General features: G+C 62.0%; 21 protein-coding genes, 1 tRNA gene and 1 pseudogene. 9 read left to right on the top strand and 14 right to left on the bottom strand.

Annotation, left to right across the window (positions count from 1 at the left end; genetic code table 11):
• Positions 1-95: 95 nt before the first annotated feature.
• The 9 genes from NMG70_RS22580 to NMG70_RS22540 form a co-directional block, all read right to left on the bottom strand.
• The gene (locus NMG70_RS22580; protein WP_254026574.1) at positions 96-929 is read right to left on the bottom strand and encodes a universal stress protein; all 834 of its coding nucleotides are present in this window, start codon (positions 927-929) and stop codon (positions 96-98) included.
• A 201-nt stretch (positions 930-1130) separates the two neighbouring features.
• A complete protein-coding gene (locus tag NMG70_RS22575; protein WP_254026573.1) occupies positions 1131-1874 on the bottom strand; it encodes a competence/damage-inducible protein A in 744 nt (247 codons plus the stop codon).
• A 345-nt stretch (positions 1875-2219) separates the two neighbouring features.
• Positions 2220-3128: a carbohydrate ABC transporter permease gene (locus NMG70_RS22570; RefSeq protein WP_254026572.1), complete on the bottom strand. Its 909-nt coding sequence runs from the start codon at positions 3126-3128 to the stop codon at positions 2220-2222.
• A 1-nt stretch (position 3129) separates the two neighbouring features.
• Positions 3130-3981 carry a carbohydrate ABC transporter permease gene (locus NMG70_RS22565; RefSeq protein ID WP_370463494.1) on the bottom strand — a complete coding sequence of 284 codons (852 nt, stop codon included), beginning with the start codon at positions 3979-3981 and terminating at the stop codon, positions 3130-3132.
• A 205-nt stretch (positions 3982-4186) separates the two neighbouring features.
• Entirely contained in the window at positions 4187-5512 is a 1326-nt protein-coding gene (locus NMG70_RS22560) for an ABC transporter substrate-binding protein (protein ID WP_254026571.1), read from the bottom strand.
• 38 nt (positions 5513-5550) lie between these two features.
• Entirely contained in the window at positions 5551-6639 is a 1089-nt protein-coding gene (locus tag NMG70_RS22555; RefSeq protein ID WP_254026570.1) for an ABC transporter ATP-binding protein, read from the bottom strand.
• A 291-nt stretch (positions 6640-6930) separates the two neighbouring features.
• On the bottom strand, positions 6931-7170 hold the full coding sequence (locus NMG70_RS22550; RefSeq protein ID WP_077371423.1) for a DUF2188 domain-containing protein: 240 nt from the start codon (positions 7168-7170) through the stop codon (positions 6931-6933).
• 31 nt (positions 7171-7201) lie between these two features.
• On the bottom strand, positions 7202-7510 hold the full coding sequence (locus tag NMG70_RS22545; RefSeq protein WP_254026569.1) for a DUF982 domain-containing protein: 309 nt from the start codon (positions 7508-7510) through the stop codon (positions 7202-7204).
• A gap of 102 nt (positions 7511-7612) precedes the next feature.
• Complete coding sequence (locus NMG70_RS22540; protein ID WP_254026568.1) at positions 7613-8716, bottom strand: NADH:flavin oxidoreductase/NADH oxidase; 1104 nt, start codon at positions 8714-8716, stop codon at positions 7613-7615.
• A gap of 311 nt (positions 8717-9027) precedes the next feature.
• Here NMG70_RS22540 and NMG70_RS22535 point away from each other — a divergent pair, with 311 nt between their 5' ends.
• Both NMG70_RS22535 and NMG70_RS22530 read left to right on the top strand, forming a co-directional pair.
• Positions 9028-9606 (top strand): NUDIX domain-containing protein, encoded by a 579-nt coding sequence (locus NMG70_RS22535; RefSeq protein ID WP_254026567.1) that lies wholly within the window; start codon positions 9028-9030, stop codon positions 9604-9606.
• A 291-nt stretch (positions 9607-9897) separates the two neighbouring features.
• Complete coding sequence (locus NMG70_RS22530; protein WP_254026566.1) at positions 9898-10140, top strand: hypothetical protein; 243 nt, start codon at positions 9898-9900, stop codon at positions 10138-10140.
• 194 nt (positions 10141-10334) lie between these two features.
• On the opposite strand, the gene NMG70_RS22525 is transcribed toward NMG70_RS22530, so the two are convergent.
• A tRNA-Leu gene (locus tag NMG70_RS22525) sits at positions 10335-10420 on the bottom strand.
• 262 nt (positions 10421-10682) lie between these two features.
• Here NMG70_RS22525 and NMG70_RS22520 point away from each other — a divergent pair.
• The 3 genes from NMG70_RS22520 to ade all read left to right on the top strand — a co-directional run bounded on the left by NMG70_RS22520 (position 10683) and on the right by ade (position 13467).
• On the top strand, positions 10683-10886 hold the full coding sequence (locus NMG70_RS22520) for a hypothetical protein (RefSeq protein ID WP_254026565.1): 204 nt from the start codon (positions 10683-10685) through the stop codon (positions 10884-10886).
• Between the two features lie 50 nt (positions 10887-10936).
• Entirely contained in the window at positions 10937-11116 is a 180-nt protein-coding gene (locus NMG70_RS22515; protein WP_254026564.1) for a hypothetical protein, read from the top strand.
• Between the two features lie 539 nt (positions 11117-11655).
• On the top strand, positions 11656-13467 hold the full coding sequence (gene ade, locus NMG70_RS22510) for an adenine deaminase (protein WP_254026563.1): 1812 nt from the start codon (positions 11656-11658) through the stop codon (positions 13465-13467).
• A 31-nt stretch (positions 13468-13498) separates the two neighbouring features.
• Here ade and NMG70_RS22505 read toward each other — a convergent pair whose 3' ends face one another.
• Entirely contained in the window at positions 13499-14131 is a 633-nt protein-coding gene (locus NMG70_RS22505; protein ID WP_254026628.1) for a TetR/AcrR family transcriptional regulator, read from the bottom strand.
• Between the two features lie 89 nt (positions 14132-14220).
• Between NMG70_RS22505 and NMG70_RS22500 the strand changes: the two genes are divergently transcribed.
• On the top strand, positions 14221-15285 hold the full coding sequence (locus tag NMG70_RS22500) for an efflux RND transporter periplasmic adaptor subunit (RefSeq protein WP_254026562.1): 1065 nt from the start codon (positions 14221-14223) through the stop codon (positions 15283-15285).
• A 25-nt stretch (positions 15286-15310) separates the two neighbouring features.
• On the opposite strand, the gene NMG70_RS22495 is transcribed toward NMG70_RS22500, so the two are convergent.
• Positions 15311-15571: a hypothetical protein gene (locus NMG70_RS22495; RefSeq protein WP_254026631.1), complete on the bottom strand. Its 261-nt coding sequence runs from the start codon at positions 15569-15571 to the stop codon at positions 15311-15313.
• On the opposite strand from NMG70_RS22495, the gene NMG70_RS22490 reads away from it, so the two are divergent.
• From NMG70_RS22490 to NMG70_RS22480, 3 genes are all read left to right on the top strand, one after another.
• On the top strand, positions 15467-16417 hold the full coding sequence (locus NMG70_RS22490) for an efflux RND transporter periplasmic adaptor subunit (RefSeq protein WP_254026627.1): 951 nt from the start codon (positions 15467-15469) through the stop codon (positions 16415-16417). The genes NMG70_RS22495 and NMG70_RS22490 overlap by 105 nt on opposite strands.
• A complete protein-coding gene (locus NMG70_RS22485; RefSeq protein WP_301555175.1) occupies positions 16414-19464 on the top strand; it encodes an efflux RND transporter permease subunit in 3051 nt (1016 codons plus the stop codon). Before NMG70_RS22490 ends, NMG70_RS22485 begins: the two co-directional genes overlap by 4 nt.
• Before the next feature lie 142 nt (positions 19465-19606).
• Positions 19607-20698 (top strand): alpha/beta hydrolase, encoded by a 1092-nt coding sequence (locus tag NMG70_RS22480; RefSeq protein ID WP_254026625.1) that lies wholly within the window; start codon positions 19607-19609, stop codon positions 20696-20698.
• 39 nt (positions 20699-20737) lie between these two features.
• On the opposite strand, the pseudogene NMG70_RS22475 reads toward NMG70_RS22480, so the two are convergent.
• Positions 20738-21896: pseudogene (locus NMG70_RS22475) on the bottom strand (alpha/beta hydrolase).
• Positions 21897-22048: 152 nt separating this feature from the next.
• Positions 22049-23116 (bottom strand): alpha/beta hydrolase, encoded by a 1068-nt coding sequence (locus tag NMG70_RS22470; protein ID WP_254026561.1) that lies wholly within the window; start codon positions 23114-23116, stop codon positions 22049-22051.
• Between the last annotated feature and the right edge of the window lie 268 nt (positions 23117-23384).

The raw sequence follows: 23384 nt of genomic DNA, 5'->3' as shown, positions 1-23384 counted from the left end.
AACGCGCGGAATTAACTGGAAAGCCTTGGCCTTGGCAAGGGCGATGCAAGACAGGGCGGCGGCAGGCGATCCCTGTGGACTTAGTCCTTGTGGACTTACCGTGACAGGAAAGCTGCCACCGGCAGGGTGCGCAGCACCGTGCGGGTGACGCCGCCGAACAGAAGCTGGCGCAGCCAGGAATGGCTGTAGGCGCCGAGCACGAGCAGGTCGGCGCCGGTTTCGGCAACCCTGGTCTGGAGCACGTCGTCGACCGAGAGGCCGGCCGATTGCAGCACCGAGACGCTGACCGTGGCGCCATGCCTGGACAGGGCGGCGGCGATTTCGGTGCCGGCTGCCTCCGGGGCCTCGTCGAGCGAATCCGGCGGGTCGACGACGACGATATCGGTTTTTTCGGCCTCGATGATGAAGGGCAGGGCGTCAAAGGCGGCGCGCGCGGCTTCCTTGCTGCCGTTCCAGGCGAGCAGCACATGCTTGAAGCTGGTGATGAGCGGGCCTGAATGCGGCACGACCAGCACCGGCCGACCGGCATCGTAGACCAGCGTATCCACGTCGGCGCTCGGATCGGCGCCCGACTCGCGCTGCGCGGCGATGATCAGGTCCGCGGTGCGAACGGTCGGGATGCCGGTCAGCGCGCTGTCTCCGGAAAAGCTCTCGAGGCTGCGCCACTCGAAGGACAGGCCGGAATCCTCGACATGCCTGAGGAAAACCGCCCGCAATTTTTCAGCGCGCTCCTTGTTCATGTCGGTCGAAACCTGCAGGAACTCGGTGTCGGGAAAGCCGGTGGCCGAGGTGTAGGGGACGGGAAGCGCTTCGGCATGGATGCCGATGAGATGGCTCTCAAACCTGTCGGCAAGCGGGACAGCGCATTCGAGCACGCGCTCCGCGTCCTGTTCGTTCTGCAGTATGGCGACGATGGTCTTGAATCGCATGATAACCCCTCAATTTACGGGCGAGCGAAACTCGCCCGCACGAAACGTTACAGCACCATGCTTGGTTCCGGCTAATGCATGTCGCCCCAAAGCATGCCCGCGAGCACGAGGGTGCGCAGCGGTTTTGGGATAACGACATGCATAAAGACAAGAACCTAAAGCGTGTCGCATGAAATCCTATTAGACGCGACGCGCTTTAGATCAACTGGCTGCGCTGGTGAGCCCCGCGACCATCGCCTCGACATCGGCGCGGGCGGCGTCCAGCGCTTCCTGGCTGCGGGCACGGACGACCAGCTCGGTCCAGAACTTGCCGTCGCCAAATTTCGGGTAGGAGCCGATGATCGTGTCCGGATGCGCCCTCTGGATGTCGCCCAGCGGTCCGCCGACCAGGCCTTCGCCGAACGGACAGTGCACCGTGGCCGACAGCATTCTGGTGCCGGCTTTGAGCGTCGGCACCACATTGTCGAGCATCGCCTGGAAAATCGCCGGCACGCCGGCCATGACATGGACGTTGCCGATGCGAAAGCCCGGCGCGATCGACACAGGATTGTCGATATGGTCGGCACCGCGCGGCATCCGCGCCATGCGCTTGCGAGCCTCGGTATATTCGATGCCACGCGCGGCGTAGCTCGCTTCGAGCATGGCATAGGCTTTGGCGTCGTAGTCGCAGGGCACGCCGAAGGCCCTGGCAATGGCATCCGCGGTGATGTCGTCATGCGTCGGACCGATGCCGCCGGTCGTGAAAACATAGGTGTAGCGAGCACGCAGGGCATTCACCGCGGCGACGATCTCGTCTTCCTCGTCGGCAACGATGCGCACCTCCTTCAGGTCGATGCCGATCGCCGTCATGATGTCGGCGAGGTGGCCGATATTCTTGTCCTTGGTGCGGCCGGACAGAATCTCATCGCCGATGACGAGCATGGCGGCGGTGACGATTTCAGGCATTGGGAGGCTCCGGCAGAAGGTCAGTTGAGGCAGACAAGGTCGCCTGAGATAACGCGGCGGATGGTTGGCGGCAATGCCCGTATTGATAACGCTGCTGCAGCATAGCAATCGCACCGGGTCGGCGCCGCCCCTCATTGCCCTGCCGGGCATTTCTCCCCGTATAGTGACGGGGAGAAAGATGCCTTCGCAAAGGATTTCGCCAATCTCCAGCGTTGCAGAATGGGTGCCGAGGCCGCAGCCAGCCGCTTCTCCCCGTCACTATACGGGGAGAAGGTGCCGGCAGGCGGATGAGGGGCGGCGCCGACTTCGACAAACGGCGGGTCGAGCGCCGACTGCGGCAGGGCGTTATTCCTTCACCGCTCCGGTCATCGAGGAAACGTAGTGCTCGACGAAGAACGAATAGAGCACCACCACCGGCAGCGAGCCGATCAGGGCTCCAGCCATCAGCGCTCCCCACTCATAGACGTCGGAGCGGACAAGCTCCGTGAGCACCCCGACCGGCACCGTCTTGTTTTCGGACGACTGGATGAACGTCAGCGCATAGATGAATTCGTTCCAGGACAGGGTGAATGCGAATATGCCGGCCGAAATCAGGCCAGGCACCGACAGCGGCAGCACGATCTTCACGAGGATCTGCCAGCGGCTCGCCCCGTCGATGAGCGCGCATTCTTCCAGTTCGAACGGGATGGAACGGAAGTAACCCATCAGCAGCCAGGTGCAGAACGGCACCAGGAAGGTCGGGTAGGTGAGGATGAGCGCGAAGGGGGTGTCGTAAAGCCCAAGGTTGAACACCATCACCGACAGCGGGATGAACAGGATCGAAGGCGGCACGAGATAGGCGAGGAAGATCGCCAGCCCGACCTGCCGCGCCCCGGAAAACCGCAGCCGTTCGATCGCATAGGCCGCGAACACCGCAGCCAGCAGCGACAGGAACGTGGCGGCGGTGGAGATGATGATCGTGTTGAGCAGCCAGCCCGGATAGGACGTGTCGAACAAGAGATAGCGGATGTGCTCGAAGGTCGGATGCACGACCCAGAACGGATTGAAATTGGCGTAGTCCGTCATCTCGTGATTGGGCTTAATCGCCGTGATCGTCATCCAGTAGAACGGGAACAACAGCACGATGACGAACACCAGCAACGGCAGATAGACCGTCACCACGCGCCGCGGCAGGCTCTGAAGATAGCCCATGCCGCCTTCGTCGAGTTCCGGCCGTTTGGTTTTTTTGATAGCGGCGCTCTTGATCTCGGCCATGTCAGTCTCCTCCGCCCTGCTGCCATTTGCGGCGTTGCAGGCCGAAATAGCTGAACAAGATCGCCGCAAGCAGGAACGGGATCATGGCGACCGCGATGGCGGCGCCCTCGCCAAGCTGGCCTCCCGAAATGCCGCGCTGAAACGACAATGTCGCCATCAGATGGGTGGCATTGACCGGTCCGCCGCGGGTCAGCACATAGATCAGCTGGAAATCGGTGAAGGTGAACAACACCGAAAACGTCATGGTGATGGCGATGATCGGCGTCAGCAGCGGCAGCGTCACAAAACGAAACAATTGCCAGCGACTGGCGCCGTCGAGCGTGGCGGCCTCGTAAAGCGACTGCGGTATAGTTTGCAAGCCGGCTAGCAGAGTGATGGCGACGAACGGAATGCCGCGCCACACATTGGCCGCGATCACCGAAGCGCGCGCGTTCTCCGGATCGCCGAGGAAATTGATGCGATGGTCGATCAGCCCCATTTCCATAAGCGCCCAGGACAGGATGGAGAACTGCGAATCGTAGATCCACCAGAAGGCGATGGCCGACAGCACCGTCGGCACCACCCACGGCAGCAGGACGATCGCGCGGAAGAACGATTTGAAGGGAAGGTTCTGATTGAGGATAAGCGCCAGCCAGAGGCCGAGCGCGAATTTCAGGATCGACGCGCTTATCGTGTAGAGCAAGGTGTTGAAGACGGAGAGCCAGAAGACGGCGTCATCCGACAGATATTGGTAGTTTTCGATGCCTATGAAGATACCGGGGCGGCCGATGCGGGCATCCGTGAAGCCGAGCCAGATGCCGAGCCCCAACGGATAGGTGAGGAAGACCAGCAGCAGCGCTGCCGCCGGCAGCATGAAGCCGAAGCCAAGCGCGTTGCGGCTGTCGGCCAGGAGCGACAGGCTCCGCGACAGGATCGACGGACGCGGCTGAACGGCAGCGGACGACACGGCCATGGGACGGCTCCTCATAAGGTCTGGTGGCATGGTGGCCTGGGAGGCCGCCACGCGATTCTGGGAACAGACCGGGCAGCGCGGTCGCGGCTGCCGGGCTGCGCTGCGATCAAACGCGATAGTAGCGGTTGGCGCGTTTCTCCGCCTCTTCCATCGCCTCCTGCGGCGTCGCCTGGCCCGTCACCGCCTTGGCGAACATGTCGACCAGGACGTAGTCGGCCATGGTCGCCGCCGAGGCATAGCCGAGCGGCCCGGCATAGCCATTGGGACGCAGCGTCGCCGAGGCCTTGGCGTAAGCGGCATTGTTCGGGTCGGCCGTCCACACCGGATTGTTCTCGAAGGCTTTGAGTGTCTGGCAGCAATAGCCGGCCGAGGAGGTGATCCACTCCGCCATTTGCTGTTCCTCGAACATGAACTGCAGATAGGCCTTGGCCGCGTTGGGGTAGGGCGTGTAGTCGAAGATCACGGCCGTGGTCACCTGGAACAGCTCGACCGATTTTCCGACGGGACCGATCGGCAGGCTGGTCGTGCGCATGTCCTTGGCGATTTCAGCCAGTTTCGGATCATTGTCCTTGTTGGTCTTGGCCGTGTTATACACGGAAATGCCGTTGGCGATGACGCCCAGTTCGCCGGCCAGGAAGGCGCGGTTGTTGTTCACGTCGAGCCAGCTTTCGGTGCCGGGGATGAAGGTTTTGTAGAGTTCCTGCGCGTATTCGATCGCCTTGAGCGTCTCGGGGCTGTTGATCATCACCTTTCCGCTCTCGTCGACCATCTGGCCGCCATGGCTCCAAAGCAGCCAGTGAGCATAGTTGTTGCCGTCGCCGACGCCATGGCCGTGTGTGAAACCGGCCGGATGGCCCTTCGCCTGCAAGGCCTTGCAAAGCTCGAGGAAGCCCGCGGTGTCCTTCGGAAACTCGGAGAAGCCAGCCTCCTTCACCCAGCTTTCCCGATAGACGATGGCATTGCCGATGGTGGCCAGGGGCAGGCCGAGGAATTTTCCCTCGCGCGTCGCATATTGCTTTGGTCCGTCGTGCCAGCCGCCATATTTCGTGCCGAGATACTCACCCAGTTCCGTCACGTCGTGCAGCTTGTCGGGGTACTGGTGCGGATCGTCGAACCAGACCAACATGAGATCTGGACCGGAGCCGACATTGGCGGCAACCGCCGCCTTGGGGCGAATGTCCTCCCAGCTTTCCTTGTCGACACGGACCTCGACGCCTGTCGCCTCGGTGAACCGCTTGGTGTTGGCCAGCCATTGGTCTTCATCACCCTGAACGAACGGCGACCAGCGCAGCATGCGCAGCTTTGCGCCGTCTTCGGGCTTGTAAGTCAACCCCTCCTGGGCAAAGGCGGAAGAGCCGACGAAGCGGCTTGCCAAGGCTCCCGCCGCCACGCCGGCGGTCGTGCGGATCACGTCACGTCTGGTGAATTTCATGCTCGTTTCCTCCTGTTTATTGTCCTTGCCTTAGGTTCTTACTGTCGGGCGCGCATTTCGAAGCGCTGTCCGGTTTCGCCATGAAAGAGATGGATGAGGCCCGGCTCGGCCGTGAGCCGTACGGGCTCGCCCGGGGTGAAGGAATGGCGCTCGCGGAAATTTGCGACAATCTCGTCACCGCCGGCCGTCCGGCCGATGAGCTGCACTTCCGACCCGGTCGGTTCGACCACCACGACGGTGACTGGAATGCCTTCTTCCTGGGATAGCCGCAGATGCTCGGGGCGTATCCCCAGCACCACCTGCTCGCCGCTGCCGGTCGAAGGTACTGCGGCCAGCGGCAGGGAAATCCCGCCGGAGCCGCGAAAAGACGGTGAGCCGCCATCCGTCGCGATTTCGCCCCTCAGCATGTTCATGGCGGGCGAGCCGATAAAGCTGGCGACAAAAAGGTTGTTCGGCCGGTCGTAGAGTTCCAATGGCGGCCCGATCTGCTCGACGATGCCGTCATGCATGACCACGATCTTGTCGGCCATGGTCATCGCCTCGATCTGGTCGTGGGTGACATAGACCGTGGTCGTCTTCAGGCGCTGGTGCAGTTCCTTGATCTCGGCGCGCATCTGCACCCTGAGCTTGGCGTCGAGATTGGACAGCGGCTCGTCGAACAGGAAGACTGCCGGATCGCGCACGATCGCCCGGCCCATTGCGACGCGCTGGCGCTGGCCGCCGGAAAGCTGCCTGGGATAGCGCTCCAGCAATGGCACCAGCCCGAGGATTTCGGCGGCGCGCTTGACGCTGGCAGCGCTTTCGGCTTTCGCAACACCCTTGAGCATCAGCGAGAACGCCATGTTCTCCGCGACGGTCATGTGCGGGTAGAGCGCGTAGTTCTGGAAGACCATGGCGACGTCGCGTTCTTTTGGCGCAACGTTGTTGACGACGCGCTCGCCAATCGCGATCTGGCCGCGCGAAATCTTTTCCAGGCCGGCGATCATCCTGAGAAGGGTCGATTTTCCGCAGCCCGACGGCCCGACCAGCGTGACGAACTCGCCGTCCTCTATGTCGACGCTGACACCGTGAAGAATCTCGACGGTTCCGAATGATTTGTAAACATCGCCAATCGCGACAGACGCCATCGATTTCCTCCCGAATGCTTCCTGCGACGTCTTCGAAGGAAACCGCTTTCCTGACTGGCCGCGGCAGTTCCCAAAGCTCCTCCCTGGTCACGCGCGATGATGAAACGGTAGCGCTACCAGACTGCCCTGTAAAGCGGCTGCGTGGCAAGCACTCTTCTTCGTCGCGCCTGATCGTGTTTGTCCCAAATGGGATTGGAGTTCGCCATGTCCGGGGTCGTAGCAGGAGAGTGATTTGCCTAGGCCCGGCTCTAAAAACCGGAGGTGCGAGAAGCCGTCAGTAACGACACCAGCCTAATCGGAAACTTCGGTTTGCGGCCGGTCCCGGCCGTCGGCAAGCTCGTCGTGCCATTTGCCGTCGGCGTCCTCGTACTGGATACCGTCGGTGGTGCCGGCGACCTGCTGTTCGGCCGAAGCGATCTCGGCGGCGCGCAGCGCGTCCTCGTGAGTAGGGAACGTCTCCGAAAATGTCTCGCCGACCTTATAGGCCCAGCCCCCGTCATGCTCGACGATCTTGTAGGTCAGCTTGGCCATGAAATCCTCCAGTGGAAAAAGCTCGGTTTGCTCAATGCGGTTTGCCTTGGGGCAATTTGCCTTCGGGCAGTTTGCCTTGGGGCAATCTCTCGTCGGGAACCAGAACGTCCGATTCCTTGGCGGCCTCGACCAATGCCCGGCGCGCATCCGCTGTCGAACGATAACCTTCCAGCACTTTTAGGCAAGTGTCGAGAGCATCGCGATGCCGAGGGCCACGATTGAGTGGCCAGTCGGTCATCAGGCACTCCGCAGCTTCCTGGGTGCTGCGGATCTCGCGGTATTTGCCGACATGGCCAAGTTCGACCACGACCGGCTTTTCAAAAGGCTTGCTGTCCATCATCGCCGGCAACGCGGAGCGGCCAATTTGGTTGCACGCCCCCCGGCGTGGGTAAATGTCTCGGGGGTAGCGGCCGTTGGGGCGGCAGCCATGCAATCGGGCCGGTCAGCCGGCCGCCTTCATCCAGTGCTGCATCGTCGTCACCGAGCGGGCAAGCTGCGGCGCCGGCTGGATTTTTTCGCCGAAGGTGGCCGCGGCGCGCCACGCCCAGCGCGGATCGGCGAGGAAGGCGCGGGCCAGCGCCACCATGTCGGCACGGCCGTCGGCGACGATCGCCTCGGCCTGCTTCGGATCGTCGATCAGGCCGACGGCCCGCGTCGGGATGTCGGCGCCGTTGCGAACGGCTTCCGCCAGATGCACTTGGTAGCCGCGACCTGTCGGCAGTTTCTGCAGGGGCGAATTGCCGCCGCTCGAGCAGCAGAGATAGGCGACGCCCGCTGATTTCAGCGCCTTGGCCACTTCGACTGCGTCGTCGATGTCGAAGCCGCCATCGACCCATTCCTTCACCGACAGACGCGCCCCGAGCATCAGCCTGGGCACTGCCTTTCTCACCGCCTTGGCGATCTCGACGACAAAACGCATGCGGTTTTCCAGCGAGCCGCCCCAGCGGTCGGTGCGCTGGTTGGAAAGCGGCGACAGGAACTGGAAGATCAGATAGCCGTGCGCCGCGTGCAATTCGATGAAGTCGAAGCCGGCCCGCTCGGCCCGCCTTGCCGCCTCGGCGAAGCGTTCGATGATCTGCAGGATCTCCTCATCCTCCAGCGCCCGCGGCACCTGCCAGCCCGTGTCGTAGGCGATTGCCGAGGCCGACACGATCGGCCAAGGGTCCTGATCGGCGTTCAGCGGCCCGCCGCCTTCCCAAGGTTTTTGGTTGGAGGCCTTGCGGCCGGCGTGGGCAAGCTGCGTGCCGAATCTAGTGCCGGGGGCGGCAACGCGCTTGGCGGCATCGAGCGCCCGCCGGGCGGCCGCCTCGTTGTCGTCGGAATAAAGGCCGAGGCAGCCATGCGAGATGCGGCCGCGCCGCTCGACGTCGGTCATCTCGACGGTGACCATGCCGGCGCCCGACATCGCCAGGTTCATCCAGTGATACAGGTGCCAGTCGCTGGCCGAGCCGTCTTCGGCGGAATACTGGCACATCGGCGCCACCGCGATGCGGTTGGGAAAGGTCAGGCCATCAAGCGTGATCGGCTGGAAGAGGGAAGGGGTCATCAGGAAACTCCGGGGAGGGGCTGTCGCTATTTAGGCAATGGATTGCCCCTGCGCCATACACGAGGCGGTGAAGCGCTGCCCATCTACCTGCCGGGTACCTCAAACATTGCGCAGCAGGCGCCGTCGGCGAAGCTGCCGATCTCCCCCTCGTGGGGGAGATTGGATGCTGCTTCGGCTTTCGCTAGTCACCAGCGGGCAAGGAGCGAATTCAGACCTGAAGTGATTGCCCCCATAGGGTCTGACCAATTGCTGTCGGGATTGCGCGAAGTCCGATTCGCGACTACCCCTCGCGCGGCAGCACGGAGTTCGCCATGGAAGACCGCATTCGCATCCGTTCGGAAGAAGTCCTTTCCGACGACTGGGCCGTCCTGAAAAAGACCGTCCTCGACTATCGCCGGCGCGACGGGCAGTGGGAGACGCAGATCCGCCAGACCTACGATCGCGGCGACGGCGCGGTGATCCTGCCTTACGACCCGGAGCGCTCGACGGTTTTGCTCGTGCGGCAGTTCCGCTACGCGGCCTACGTCACCGGCCACCGCGAGCCGCTGATCGAGGCCTGCGCCGGCCTGCTCGATGAACATGATCCCGAAACCTGCATCCGCAAGGAGGCGGAAGAGGAACTCGGCTATAGGCTGAAGGACGTCGAACGGCTGTTTTCGCCCTTTATGAGTCCCGGCAGCGTGACCGAGCGGCTCTGGTTCTTCGTCGCGCGCTATTCACCGACCGACCGCATCTCCGATGGCGGCGGCGCACCGGGCGAAGGCGAAGACATCGAGGTTCTGGAAATGCCGCTCGACGAGGCGCTGGCCGGCATCTACGACGGCAGCATCATCGACGCCAAGACGATCATCCTGATCCAGCACCTGAAGCTGAACCCGATTCGGGCCTGATTTGAGCCGGCGCGGTGCTCGAAGCAGAACCAGGGCGATGGCTGCCGCTGCTTGGCAAAGCCCAATCCTGCATTCTTGCCACGGCCTGCTTAATACGGTTGGAACAACAGGCGCCTTAGTCAAGCGCTAGCTAATTTATATGCCCGCTTCATCCAATCGATGGATGAAGCTCATCATGGGCCGCTGCTACTTTGATGCATGGCGCGACTTACCCCTGCGTCATCTATGGCAACGCCAAGGGCGGCAACCCGGTTTGCTGCCCAAGAAGCCCGTTGGCTCTAGGGGCTAGATATGAGCAAGACGACTCTCATTGCTATCGCCATCCTCGCGATCACCGTCGGCTATGCGGAAGCCAAGGACCGTAAGGTCGAAACCGCGACCCTCGGGACCTACGCCAATTCGAAGAACCTGCCGGTTTGCACCGGGTCAAGCTCACTGTTCGAAGTCCTCGGTGACAAGTGTTTTCTCGTCAAAGGTTCGATGATCTATGGCGACGTCGCCGAGCTATCCCAGATAATCGCTTTGAGCTGGTAGGCGGAACGGCGCTAGACGCAATCTTTCGCAACCTTAGCCCCAAGGCGCCGCCGCCAGGATGCGCTGTCGGCAGCAAAGACCATGCACTCGTTTGTTTTGACGCTAACACATATGGTCATTGAATTGTTTGCCACCCCATTGCAGCAGAGCTCCGATTCCCGGCAAGAAAGCCAATTTGATGTTTAATTTCAATATGGTGCGGACGACGGGAATCGAACCCGTACGATCAGAGATCGAGGGATTTTAAGTCCCTTGCGTCTACCAATTCCGCCACGTCCGCAGGCCAGTCCTTTTCAGACGCCAACCAAAGGCCGTCAAGCCATCTTCTTGATGGCGCTAAACCTGGACCCAAAACCCGCCTTGGCGGCGGGTCGTCGGGCGCAAAATCGGCACAGTGCCCAAATCGACGGCGTGGCTGCCGTCGTCGAACCAGCGGCAACCCTCGCCAGCGAGGGGCAATCCACTGATTCAAACTTGATCAAGATCGCCGGAACCATTTCGCAACGGCTGAGTTTCGGACGGAAGCTACTGGAATCCCGAACATGGCAGAGTTTGACACAGGACAAGGGAAGGCTGTTGCCAACGCCATACGGCAACTGATCCGTTCCGAAGACAATCGCCGGTATTTACACGACGCGCTGGATCTTGCCGTCGACCTGCGCCTGCCCAGCCCCCTTGCGTCGTTGGTTGAGGCGCTTGATCAGGCCGGGCGGGAACCGTTTCCGCGGAGCCCAAACGAGCGATAACCGGGAAACGCGCTAATCTTCTCCTGCACCCGCATCTTCTCCTACACCCCATGACGCAACGCTACGACATTGAGAAGACACCTGAAGGCACGTGGGACATCATCGATGTGTTCACGGGGCAGCCGGTTGTCGAGGTCGGAGTCCCGTTGATCGACATGCCCATCGAAGAGGCCGACGATCTGGTCGACCTTCTCAACTGCCGCGACAGGGAACAGCGGCAGGATACTTGACGGCCGCTTCCCTGATCGAAACTCCCGAACAAGCTGATTTGCCGCAAACGGACTCGCCTTCCGGTTCAGGCATTTTGTCGTGGATGGCACCTGAATCAGAAACCCGCCTCGGCGGCGGGTCGTTTGGGCCGCCCCTCATCGTCTGCGTTCCAGCGCTGGCGGTTGGCGAAAGCCGACGCGACATCCGATCTCCCCCCTTGCGGGGGGAGATGCCAAGTTTTGGCAAGAGGGGCAGGACAGAGGGGGGTGGGAAGGATCGCAGGCTCATTCCAGCTTGGGTTCCTATCCCCACGAAAGTGGTGGGCGAGGAAGCTCAGGTCTTGAGAAGTCGGAGGGACAGCACCCCCCTCTGCCTTGCCAGGCATCTCCCCCGCAAGGGGGGAGATCGGCAGCTTCGCCGACGGCGCCTACTTCGGAGACTCCGGCAACGAGAGGTGAAGACCGAGAGCAGCACACGACGTAGCCGCACACGACCCACAGTTCCTCGCTGGTCAAAACGCCATCGGCTTGGCACAGTCGGGAAAACAGGAGTCCTCCTCATGGCGAAGACCGCGCGTGCGACGAAACCAAAACCCTGGGCCGAGGCGGCGACGTATCTGGTCGACGTTGCCATGGGCAGGAGGCCCGCCGATCTCGTCATCCGCAACGGGCGCTGGGTCAACGTTCATTCCGGCGAGATCATCGCCGGCACCGACATTGCCATTGCCGGCGGCCGTTTTGCCTATTGCGGGCCGAATGCCGGTCACGCCATCGGCCAGGGCACCAAGGTGGTCGACGCCGGCGGGCGCTATCTGGTGCCGGGCCTTTGCGACGCGCACATGCATGTCGAGAGCGGCATGGTGACGGTGACGGAGTTTTGCCGCGCAGTCATCCCGCATGGCACCACCTCGATGTTCATCGACCCGCACGAGATCGCCAATGTGCTCGGCCTGCCGGGTGTGCGGTTGATGCATGACGAGGCCGTCGCCATGCCGATCAACGTGCTTGTGCAGATGCCGTCCTGCGTGCCTTCGGCGCCGGGGCTGGAGCATGCCGGCGCCGAGCTGACGGTCGCCGATGTGGCCGAGGCGATGGCGTGGGAAAACATCATCGGACTTGGCGAGGTGATGAACTTTCCCGGTGTGGCTGCCAACGATCAGGTGATGGCCGGCGAGATCGCCGCGACGGTGAGGGCGGGCAAGACCGTCGGCGGCCATTATGCCTCGCGCGATCTCGGCCTGCCGTTCCACGGCTACGTCGCCGGCGGTCCCGAGGACGACCACGAGGGCACGCGCGCCGAGGACGCCATCGCGCGCGTCCGCCAGGGCATGAAGGCAATGCTGAGGCTGGGCTCGGCCTGGTACGACGTAGCCTCGCAGATCAAGGCGGTGACGGAGAGCGGGCTCGATCCGCGCAACTTCATCCTGTGCACCGACGACAGCCATTCCGGGACGCTCGTCCATGAAGGCCATATGGACCGGGTGGTCCGCCACGCCATCAGCCAGGGGTTGAAGCCGGTAACCGCGATCCAGATGGCGACGCTCAACACCGCCCAGCATTTCAGGCTGGAGCGCGAGCTAGGGTCGATCGCGCCGGGGCGGCTCGCCGATCTGCTGATCGTTTCCGATCTGGCCGCAATGACCATCGACGAGGTCTATGGCCGCGGCGTCAGGCTGGCCAAGGGCGGCAAGCTCGACATCGACATTCCGCCCTATGACTATCCGAAGACGGCAAAGAACACCGTCAAGCTCGGCAAGAAGCTCAAACCGGGGGATTTCGACATCGTGGCGCCTACCGGCGCCAACGAAATTCGGGTGCGGGTCATCGGCGTGATCGAGAACCAAGCGCCGACGCGGGCGCTCGAGGCCGACCTTCCGGTGGAGGACGGGCTGGTCGCCATGGACCGTCGCAATGACGTCTGCCAGATCGCGCTGGTCGAGCGCCACCGCGGCACGGGCGGCGTCACCAACGCCTTCGTCTCCGGCTTTGGCTATATGAGCGACTGCGCCATGGCCTCCAGCGTGGCGCATGATGCGCACCACATCATCGTCGTCGGCACCAGCAAGCCGGACATGGCATTGGCGGTCAACCGGCTGGGCGAGGTCGGCGGTGGTGTCGTGCTGTTCTCAAAGGGCAAGGAACTGGCGCTGGTCGAAATGCCGATTGCCGGCCTGATGTCCGACGAGCGCGCCGAAATCGTCGCGGCCAAGGCCGACAAGATGACCGAGGCGATGCGCCAGATGGGCTGTTCGCTGAACAACGCCTACATGCAGCACTCGCTGCTGGCGCTGGTCGTCATCCCGGAACTGAGGATTTCCGATGTCGGCCTGATCGACGTGACGACGTTCCAGAAAGTCGACCTGTTCGTTTAGTCCAAGAGCGGGCCAGCGCCGCTAGCTCGCCTCACCGGGGGCGTGCCAGCAAGCCGTTGAGGACGAGATCGATATGTGCCTCGATGAAGGCCGCCTCATCGATAGGGTTTCTGTCTGCGAAGATCAGTTTCCAGATTGTGAGGTGAATGGCCGAGCTGATCACCACTTCCGGGATACTTGCAGCGGCGCCCTGGTGAAACTCCCCCGAAGCCACGCCTTGCTCGACAAGCGCGCGAACTGCGTCGAGCAGGGGTACGATAAACTCGCCGTAATGCCGGTCGATGATGTTGGGGAAGCGCGAACCTTCAGCCAATTGGAGGCGCAACAATTCTCTCGTCTTCCTGTCGCCGGCGAGCTTGTCGTATCCCAGGAGAAGCAATTGGCGCAACCGGTCGGAATCAGGGCCTAGCAGAGCATCGATAGAAGCTCGAACGTCTTCGAACGGCGCCGAGACATGTCCGATCGTTGCCTCGAACAAAGCCTCCTTCGTCGGAAAATACAGGTAGACGGTGCCCTTTGTGACGCCAAGCCGTGCGGCGACGTCTTCCACGCGCGTGGCTGCGTATCCCTTTTCGACAAACTCCTCGAAGGCCGCATCGAGGATCTCGTGCGGGCGCCTCGCTTTCTGTTCTGCTCGAGAAAGTTTCTTTTCCATAGCTGACATCCTTCGTTGAACTAAAAAATCCATTGACTAACTCGTCAGTCAGCAATATCTAGCCCACCGTTTCCTCTGATGCAACGGTGCCTGGAGCAATGAACACATTTCGCCTGATCATTCTGGGTTTCGCCTGTGCCGCCCTGGTCGGCTGCGAAGATCATACCTCGAGCCATACGGCACCGCAGCCGGTGCGAGCAATTCCCGCCTCGCTGGCTCAATACCAACCAGGCGCCGAGGTCACGGGGGAAGTGAAGGCCCGGGTTCAATCCGAGTTGTCTTTCCGAACCGGCGGCAGGGTGAGAGAACGGCGCGTGGATGTCGGATCACGGGTCCATGCGGGCGACGTCCTGATGCGCATCGACGACACGGAGCAACGCGCCGATGTCGATTCCGCCCGGGCGGGCCTGAGGTCGGCACAAGCCACCGTCAAGCAGAAGGCGCTTGCCTTCGAACGCTACAAGACATTGCTGAAATCGCGGGCAATCGCTCAGTCGACCTATGATGGGGCGCGAGAGGCATTGACGACAGCACAGGGCTTTCTGGAAGTCGCCCAGGCGAGTTTAGAAACGGCGCTGGATACTCTTTCCCATACCGAGCTGAAAGCCGACGCAGATGGCGTCATCACCTCGCGCAGCGTCGAAGCAGGCCAAGTGGTCTCTGCGGCGCAGCCGGCGCTGACGCTTGCTCGCGATGGCCCGCGGGACGCCTCATTCGACGTGTTCGAAGCCTTCTTCCTCCCAGGCTCACCGACGAGTGAGGTCGAGGTTGCTCCGGTGGGTGATCGGGCGCGCACGGCACGGGGGAACATCCGGGAAGTCTCTCCAGTCATCGATACGAGCACCGGGACCATCAGCGTCAAGGTGGCGCTTCCGCAAGAGGCGCAATGGTCGCTCGGAACGTCGGTGGTGGGTGAATTCCATTCGCCGTCTCGTGAAGGTGTGATCCTGCCGTGGAGCGCCATGGCCTCCGCCGGGGGTGAGCCGGCCGTATGGGTCATCGACGCGGCAAGCAAATCTGTCTCGCTGCGGAAGGTCGCGGTCGCCCGCTATCGAACGGCCGATTTCATCGTGACCGGTGGGATCGCGCCACAGGAGCTGATCGTCACCGACGGCGGAAAATTCCTCAAGCAAGGCCAGCCTGTGGCCTGGCAGGAGAAGTGACATGACCAACTTCCGTTCACGCATCTCAAGTCGGTTCGTTCAGGTGATAACGATTCTTATCTTGCTTCAGGCCGTTCTGGTGCTGTTGCTTGTTTCGGGCTGCGACCAAAGCCCAGCCGCGAAAGCGGCTCCACCACGGCCGGTCAACGTCATCACGGCAAAACCGGAGCAGCCCCCTGTTTTGAGTTTCGCCGGCGTCGTCCAGGCGCGGGTTGAAACAGATCTGGCATTCCGGGCATTGGGCCGCGTCATATCGCGCAGCGTCGATGTCGGCGATCTGGTGCACAGGGGCGATGTTGTGGCCGAGCTCGATCCTCTGGCGCTGCAGCTTGCTGTGACGAGCGCCGAGGCTGATCTGCGCAATGCCCAGGCGCAGCACGAGAACGCCACAGCCACTGAAAAGCGCAAGCGCAACCTCGCGTCTGCAAATACCGGCAGCGTTGCCGATTCCGAAGTCGCGGAGCAGGGCCTCAAGTCGGCCGAGGCCGATGTGGGACAGGCGCAGGCTCGTCTCGACAAGGCACGCGAGCAGCTTGGATACACGCGGTTGAAAGCCGAATTCGATGGCGTGGTGACCGCCACTTCGGTCCAGGTCGGACAAACGGTCACGGCCGGTCAGACGGTTCTGAGACTCGCCGGCCTCGATCGTCGTGATGTAGTGATCGATGTGCCCGAAGCCCAGGTCGGTTCATTACGCCTTGGGATGCGCTTCGACATCGCTCTTCAGCTTGACGACACGCTTCGGACGGCGGGCGTTCTGCGAGAGATCGGCCCGGAAGCCGACGCCAATACCCGCACCCACAGGTTGAAGATCGCCTTGAACGAGGCACCCGAGGTTTTCCGTCTCGGTACCGTCGTCACGGCTACGGCGGCAAGCCAAGCGTCGACCAGCGCGATCGCGCTACCGGCCTCCGCGATCCTTGAGCGGGATGGCGCCGACCATGTCTGGGTGATCGACCGGGCCAAACTCACAATCTCCGTGAGACCGGTCCGGCTCGAAGCCCGGCCCGCCGGGGCCGCTCGTGTCCGGGTCCTGTCGGGACTGCAAAACGGAGAAGAAGTTGCCGTCGCCGGCGCCAATGAACTCGCGGACGGCCAAAGGATAAGACCCGCACAGGAGCTACCCCAGTGAACAAGTTCAACCTTTCTGACTGGGCGCTCGAGCATCGCTCCCTTGTCTGGTATTTTATGATTGCCTTTGCGTTGGCGGGCATCCTTGCCTATGTCGGGCTCGGCCGCGAGGAAGATCCATCCTTCACCATCAAGACCATGGTGATCCAGGCGCAATGGCCGGGTGCATCGGCCCAGGAAGTAACGCAGCAGGTTAGCGACCGTATCGAAAAGAAGCTGCAAGAACTCGAATCTGTCGAGCATACCCGCAGCCTGACCACCGCCGGCCAGACGATTGTCTTCGTCGATCTCCTGCCATCGACGAAGGCAAAGGATGTCGCGCCAACCTGGCTGCGCGTCCGCAACATGATCGCCGATATCCAGGCTGATTTTCCTTCGGGTGTCGTCGGACCTTTCTTCAACGACCGCTTCGGCGACGTCTACGGCAACATCTTCGCCTTCACCGGTGATGGGCTGAGCCAGAGGCAATTGCGCGATCTCGTCGAGGGCGCCCGCACGAAGATTCTGACGGTTCCAGATGTCGGCAAGGTCGAGATCGTAGGGGCGCAGAATGAAGCGATCTTTCTCGAATTCTCGACCCGCAAAATGGCTGCCCTCGGCATCGACCGATCCTCGATCATTTCCACTCTTCAGGCGCAGAACGCCGTCGCCCAATCAGGATTCATAGAGGCGGGACCGGAACGTATCGCCCTGCGTGTCGGCGGCCGCTTCATCTCCGAGGAGAGCCTGCGAGCGATCAATCTGCGGGTCAATGACAGGTTCTTTCCGCTGACCGACGTCGCAACCATCACCCGCGGCTATGTCGATCCGCCGACCTCCCTGTTTCGTTTCAACGGCAAGCCGGCGATCGCTCTGACTGTCGGGATGAAGGCCGGCGGCAATCTCGTCGACTTCGGCAAGGCGCTGGAAAAGATGATCGCCGAAATTACCCAGGATCTTCCGGTCGGCGCCGCGGTAGAGCGCGTGTCCGATCAGCCGGCAGTCGTCGATGAAGCGGTATCGAGCTTCACGCATGCCTTGTTCGAAGCGATTGCCATCGTGCTTGCCATAAGCTTCGTCAGCCTCGGGATGAGGGCTGGACTGGTGGTGGCGATTTCAATTCCGCTGGTTCTCGCCATTACGTTCCTGGTGATGCAATACACAGGCATCTCGCTGCAGCGAATCTCGCTTGGGGCGCTGATCATCGCCCTTGGTCTTCTCGTCGACGACGCCATGATCGCCGTGGAGATGATGGTAGCCCGGCTCGAGGTCGGCGACAGTCTCGAAAAAGCCGCTACCCACGTCTACACCTCGACCGCCTTCCCGATGCTGACCGGTACGCTTGTCACTGTCGCGAGCTTCATCCCGGTCGGCTTCAACAGCAGCAGCGCGGGCGAGTTTGTCTTCTCGCTTTTTGTCGTTATTGCCGTGTCGCTCATCGTTTCCTGGGTGGTCGCGGTTCTGTTCACGCCGTTGCTCGGAGTGACGATTCTGCCGAAAACCATGAAAAAACATGCGGATCACAAGGGCTGGTTTGCAGCCGCCTTTGCCCGCATTCTTCATCTTTGCCTGCGCTGGCGATGGGTGACGATCGCCGTGACGGTCGCTGTCTTCGCCTTGTCCGTTGCAGGCATGTCGCTGGTCCAGCAGCAGTTCTTCCCCAGTTCCGATCGGCCGGAACTGATTGTCGACTGGAACCTTCCGCACAACAGCTCGATCAGCGAAACCAGCCGGCAGATGGCACGGTTCGAACAGGAGAAGCTCGCCCGCAATCCCGATATCGATCATTGGTCGACCTATGTCGGAAGGGGCGCACCGCGCTTCATCCTCTCCTTCGATCCGCAGCCGAACGACATCACCTTCGGGCAGACCATCATTGTGACCAAGGGACTGGACGTCCGCGACAAGCTTAGAAAGGACCTGCAGGATTACCTGCATCAGACGTTTCCGGGCACCGACGCCTACGTGAAACTGCTCGATATCGGTCCTCCAGTCGGCAAGCCGGTTCAATATCGGGTATCGGGCCCTGATATCCAGACGGTTCGCGATCTCGCGGGCAAGCTGGGCTCCATCGTCGATACCCAATCATCGCTGACCAATCTTGCCTTCGACTGGAACGAACCGGCGCGCGTGGTGAAGATCGCTGTCTTGCAGGACAAGGCGCGACAGTTGGGCGTTTCCTCGGAGGATATCGCCACGGCGCTGAACAGCATCGTCGAGGGAGCAACCGCGACGCAGGTCAGGGATGACATCTATCTCGTGAACGTGACCGGCCGTGCCGAAGCAGAGGAGCGCGGATCCGTCGACACGTTGCTCGATCTTCAACTATCGAGCAGCAGTGGCAAGGTCATCCCGCTGTCATCCGTGGCGACGTTCCGCTACGAACTCGAACAGCCGACGATCTGGCGGCGCGACCGGATCCCGACCATCACGATCAAGGCCGGCATCAAGGATGCGACGCAGGCAGCAACCATTGTGGCGGCGCTTGCCGAAAAGGTCGAGGCCTTCAAGACGACATTGCCCGTCGGATACGCCGTCGAGGTCGGCGGGTCTGTGGAGGAAAGCGCCAAGTCCCAAGGTCCAATCCTGGCAGTGGCGCCGGTCATGCTGTTTGCCATGGCAACGCTCCTGATGATCCAACTCCAGAGCTTCCATCGGCTGTTCCTCGTCTTTTCCGTCGCGCCGCTTGCCTTGATCGGCGTTGTCGCAGCGTTGCTGCTCAGCAACGCGCCGCTCGGCTTCGTCGCGCTGCTGGGTGTGCTGGCCCTGATCGGCATTCTCATCCGCAATTCGGTTATTCTTGTCGTGCAAATCGAGGAATTGCGTGGGTCTGGAATGTCTCCATGGCAAGCAGTCGTGGAGGCAACGGAACACCGTATGAGGCCGATCATGCTGACGGCCGCAGCCGCCACGCTTGCCCTGATCCCGATATCGCGGCAGATCTTCTGGGGTCCGATGGCTTATTCAATGATGGGCGGCATCATCGTCGGAACAGTGCTGACCCTGCTCTTTCTGCCTTCGCTCTACGTCGTATGGTTCCGGATTCGCCCCGAAGCCGGGGAGCAATGAAGTGACGGCATTTCGCTCCTGGTGCCGTGCATTCCTTTTGCCGCCGATTATCCTGTGCGTCCTGGCTGCCTGCGCGACGCGGCCGGAGAGCGTGCTCAAGCCGCTTGCGCTCGCCCCCGGCGGCGATGCCGCTCAGGTGGACATGCTTATCGCGACGACCCGCAAGCCGATCGAGGATCCCGGGCGGCTCTATTCTGGCGACAGAGGAACGGCGATCTCATTCAACAGCATCGTTGTCTCCATTCCCCCAGATCGAAATCGCAAAATAGGCGAGGTCCAGTGGCCCTCGCACGTGCCGGCCAATCCCGAGAAGGACTTTGCGGTCCTGAAGGTCGGCAAAGTCGCATCGGAACAGAATGTCCTGCGGTGGTTTCGCAAGAACCGGAACGCCAAACGGCAGGCCGTCATCTTCGTCCACGGTTTCAACAGCAGCTATTCTGATGCGGTCTTCCGCTTTGCCCAGATCGTTCATGATTCCGGAACGGATGCAGCGCCGATACTCTTCACCTGGCCTTCGCGCGCCAGCGTGTCCGGCTATCTCTACGACAAGGAAAGCACCAACTATTCGCGTCGGGCTTTGGAAGACATGATCCTTCAAGCCGCCGGAAGCCCCGACATAGGCGAAGTCACGATACTCGCCCATTCCATGGGAGCCTGGCTTACAGCGGAGGCGCTGCGTGGCGTCGGCATGCGCAATGGGACAATTCCAGCCAAAATCAACAATGTCATCCTGGCCTCACCGGACATCGATGTGGACGTATTTCGTCGCCAAGTTATTGAGATGGGGCCAAAGCTGCCGCATTTCACGATCTTCACCTCGACTGAGGACAAGGCGCTGGAGGTTTCGAGAATGATATCGGGCGGCGTCAATCGCGTCGGAGCTGTCGGCGACGTCGGTCTCGCTCCTTACTCCGCTGATATCAAGCGGCTCGGGATAACCGTGATCGACGCCAGCGCCGTCGATCAACATGATCCGCTCGGTCACAATGCGTTCGCGGACAGCCCCGAAATGATTCGCTTTCTCGGGCGGGGCTTGGCCGGCCAGTCTTTGGAAGGGGGGCAGGCCACCTTCGCAGGTCGAGTGAGGATGGCGGCGACCAGGACGGCCAGTCTCGCCGGTTCCGCAGCGCGAGCGGCAGTTGTGGCTCCAATGTCTGTAGTTGGCGGCGAACGGGTTTTCAAACCGGACCCTTACCGTGAAGCAGAGATTGTCGATGGCGAGATATCCTACTGAGCCGGCAAGGCGGCACAGCTTGGTCCTGTTGTCCGCTCTTCATCCGCCGGTGGCGATGGTCAGCACCTTGAATGGCGTGGTGATGACGATCTCGGCGACGGAGCCGACCGCCTTGCCGATGCCCTGGCCGAGATTGTCGATCGGCTGCGCCGGATCGGCTTCCTCCGATGCCAGGCCGGCAGGCGCACGCAGCCGGTCGCCGAGCAACTGCACCAGGAACGGATTGTCGGCGAATTTGGCGTGGTTCAGGCGGTCGCCGCCTTTGGTCTTGCTCAGGTCGACCACCGAAACGCGCCATAGCTGGCGAGGTCAGCCGCGTCGCCATAGTCGCCGACGCGCGGCTTGTCGCCGGAGATCAGGGAGGAGAGTCTCAGGGCGCGATCGTCGCCCGAAAGCAGGATGGCGAAGGGCTTGTCGGGCTTGCCGTAACGGATCATCTGCTTCTTGAACACATCGACATCGATGTCGGGCGAGGCCAGGATGACATAGCCGAGCTTGTCGCTGAGATCACGGTCGCCGGTGATGGCAAGCTGGCGCAGCGCCTCCATCGTCACCCAGGTGCCAATCGAATGGGCGACGATGTCGATGCTCTTGGCCTTCGTCTTGGCCAGCATCCGCAACGTCTCTTCGAGATCGTCGCGCGCCGCGTTGGCGCTTTCCTTGTCGTAGATATAGCCGGTGGTCTTGCCGCTCGACGCCCATGAGAACAGCACCGGCGTGCCGGAGTATTTTGTGTCGTGCGCGATCTGCGTCAGCCGGTAGATGCCGTCGTCGAAACCGTTGTTGAAGCCGTGCACGAAAACCAGCGCGCGGTCGCCGCGCGTGGCGATGTCGGCGCCGACCGCCTTGGCGAATTGCGGGGCGCCTTCGTAGAATTCGACCTCGGTTGCCGTGAAATCCTTGGCCGGATTGCTGTTGGCGGAGCCCCTGACCCGTTCGATGGCGCCGACCTGATGGAACGGTGACCTCGACACTGGCAAAACTGGTGGTCGGTGAACGGTCACCGTCGAACACCTGCCGCGGATCTTTCGTGCTCTTTTCCGGGTGGTGGCGACGAAGATCGCATGCGTGGCGGCGATGTCGGAGGCAGGCACCGTCACGGTCGTCATGTTGAGAAGGTCGTGTGTCTTGCGGCCGGCGCAGCCGGTGACGGCGAGCGCAAGCGCTACGACGAGAAAATCTTCGAACGCACGGTCACGCAGGCTCCCGCAGGAGGGACGTCAAGCTGGTGACGTCGCTCGCCATTTCGATAAAGCCAGCGGCCAGCGTGGTCCAGTTGAAGTGATATGAAGGTGCCGCAACCATGAACACGCACGACGAAAGCCTGCGCAACAGGGCGTGGAACGCACCTCACTGCCCGAGCAGGCTGATGCGGTCCGTCACCTCGAGGTCGCTGGCAAATCCGTCATCCTCGCGCAGCCGCTGGCCGATCATCTTCACCAGCTCGGGGTTGTCGGCGAATTTGGTGTGGTTGAAGCGGTCCGATCCCTTGACGCTGGAGAGATCGACGACCCTCACGCCATAGTCGGCGAGGTCGGCGGCGTCCTTGTAATCGCCGACGCGCGGCCGCGAGCCGGCGATCAGGCCGGAGAGCCGCAGCGCCCGGTCGTCGTCGGACAAAAGCAGGATGAAGGGCTTGTTCGGCTTGCCGTAGCGGCGCATCTGGCTCTTGAACACATCGACATCGATGTCGGGCGAGGCCAGCACGACGTCGCCGAGCTTGCCGCCGAGATCGCGGTCGCCATTGATGGCGAGCTGGCGCAGCGCTTCCATGGTAACCCAGGTTCCTAGCGAATGGGCGACGATGTCGATGCGTCGCGCGCCGGTCTGCGCGAGCATTCTCAGCGTCACTTCCAGCTGGTCGCGGGCAGCACTGGCGCTTTCCCTGTCGTAGACATAGTCCCTGGTTTTGGCGCCCGACGCCCAGGAAAACAGCACCGGCGTGCCCGGGTAGCCGGAATCATGGGCGATCTGGGTGACGCGGTAGACGGCGGCGTCGAAGCCGGTGTTGTAGCCATGGACGAAGACCATCACGCGGCCGCCGCGCGCGGCGATGTCGGCACTGAGCGCGCTGGAGAATTTCGGCGCGGTGTCGTAGCCAACGACGTCGGAGGCCATGAAGTATTTGGCCGGATCGTTCGACTTGCCGCGCGAGCGCCGCTCGATCCGACCGGCTTCGTGGGTTCCCGGCACGGTGACGTTGACGCGGGCATAGTTCAGCGTGGCCGAGCGCTCGCGGTCGAAAACCTTGCTGGGATCGTCGGAGCGCTTGCGCGTCGTGGCGATGAAGATGCTGTGGTTGCCGGCGATTTCGGTCACCGGCGCGGACACCATGGCGCTGCCGAGCAGTTCCTCGGTCTGCCGGCCGCCACAGCCGGCAACGAGCAAGGCAAGGACAAGGATGCAAATCTTCTTCAACTCTAGAATTCCACTCCGGCCGAAAGGCTTGATCCAACCTCCGCGAACCCTCCCGGACAGCCGAAGTGCGGCAGAAGTAAGTCGTTTCCCGCCGAAATGCGCTCAGCACCGCGCGACAGTCATCGCACTGTTGCGCGAAAGCCAAAATGGCGGCAGGCGCCACGAAGCGCCTTGAAACGTGCAAGCAACCAATTCAGGTTTGCGCTGCCCCTCATTGCCCTGCCGGGCATTTCTCCCCGTATAGTGACCTATCGGATTCACACATCAT

Source organism: Mesorhizobium ventifaucium (assembly GCF_935822925.1).
GTDB classification, from domain to species: domain Bacteria; phylum Pseudomonadota; class Alphaproteobacteria; order Rhizobiales; family Rhizobiaceae; genus Mesorhizobium; species Mesorhizobium ventifaucium.
Note: the sequence above shows the minus strand (reverse complement) of the source record. Positions and strands in the feature narration are given on the sequence as shown.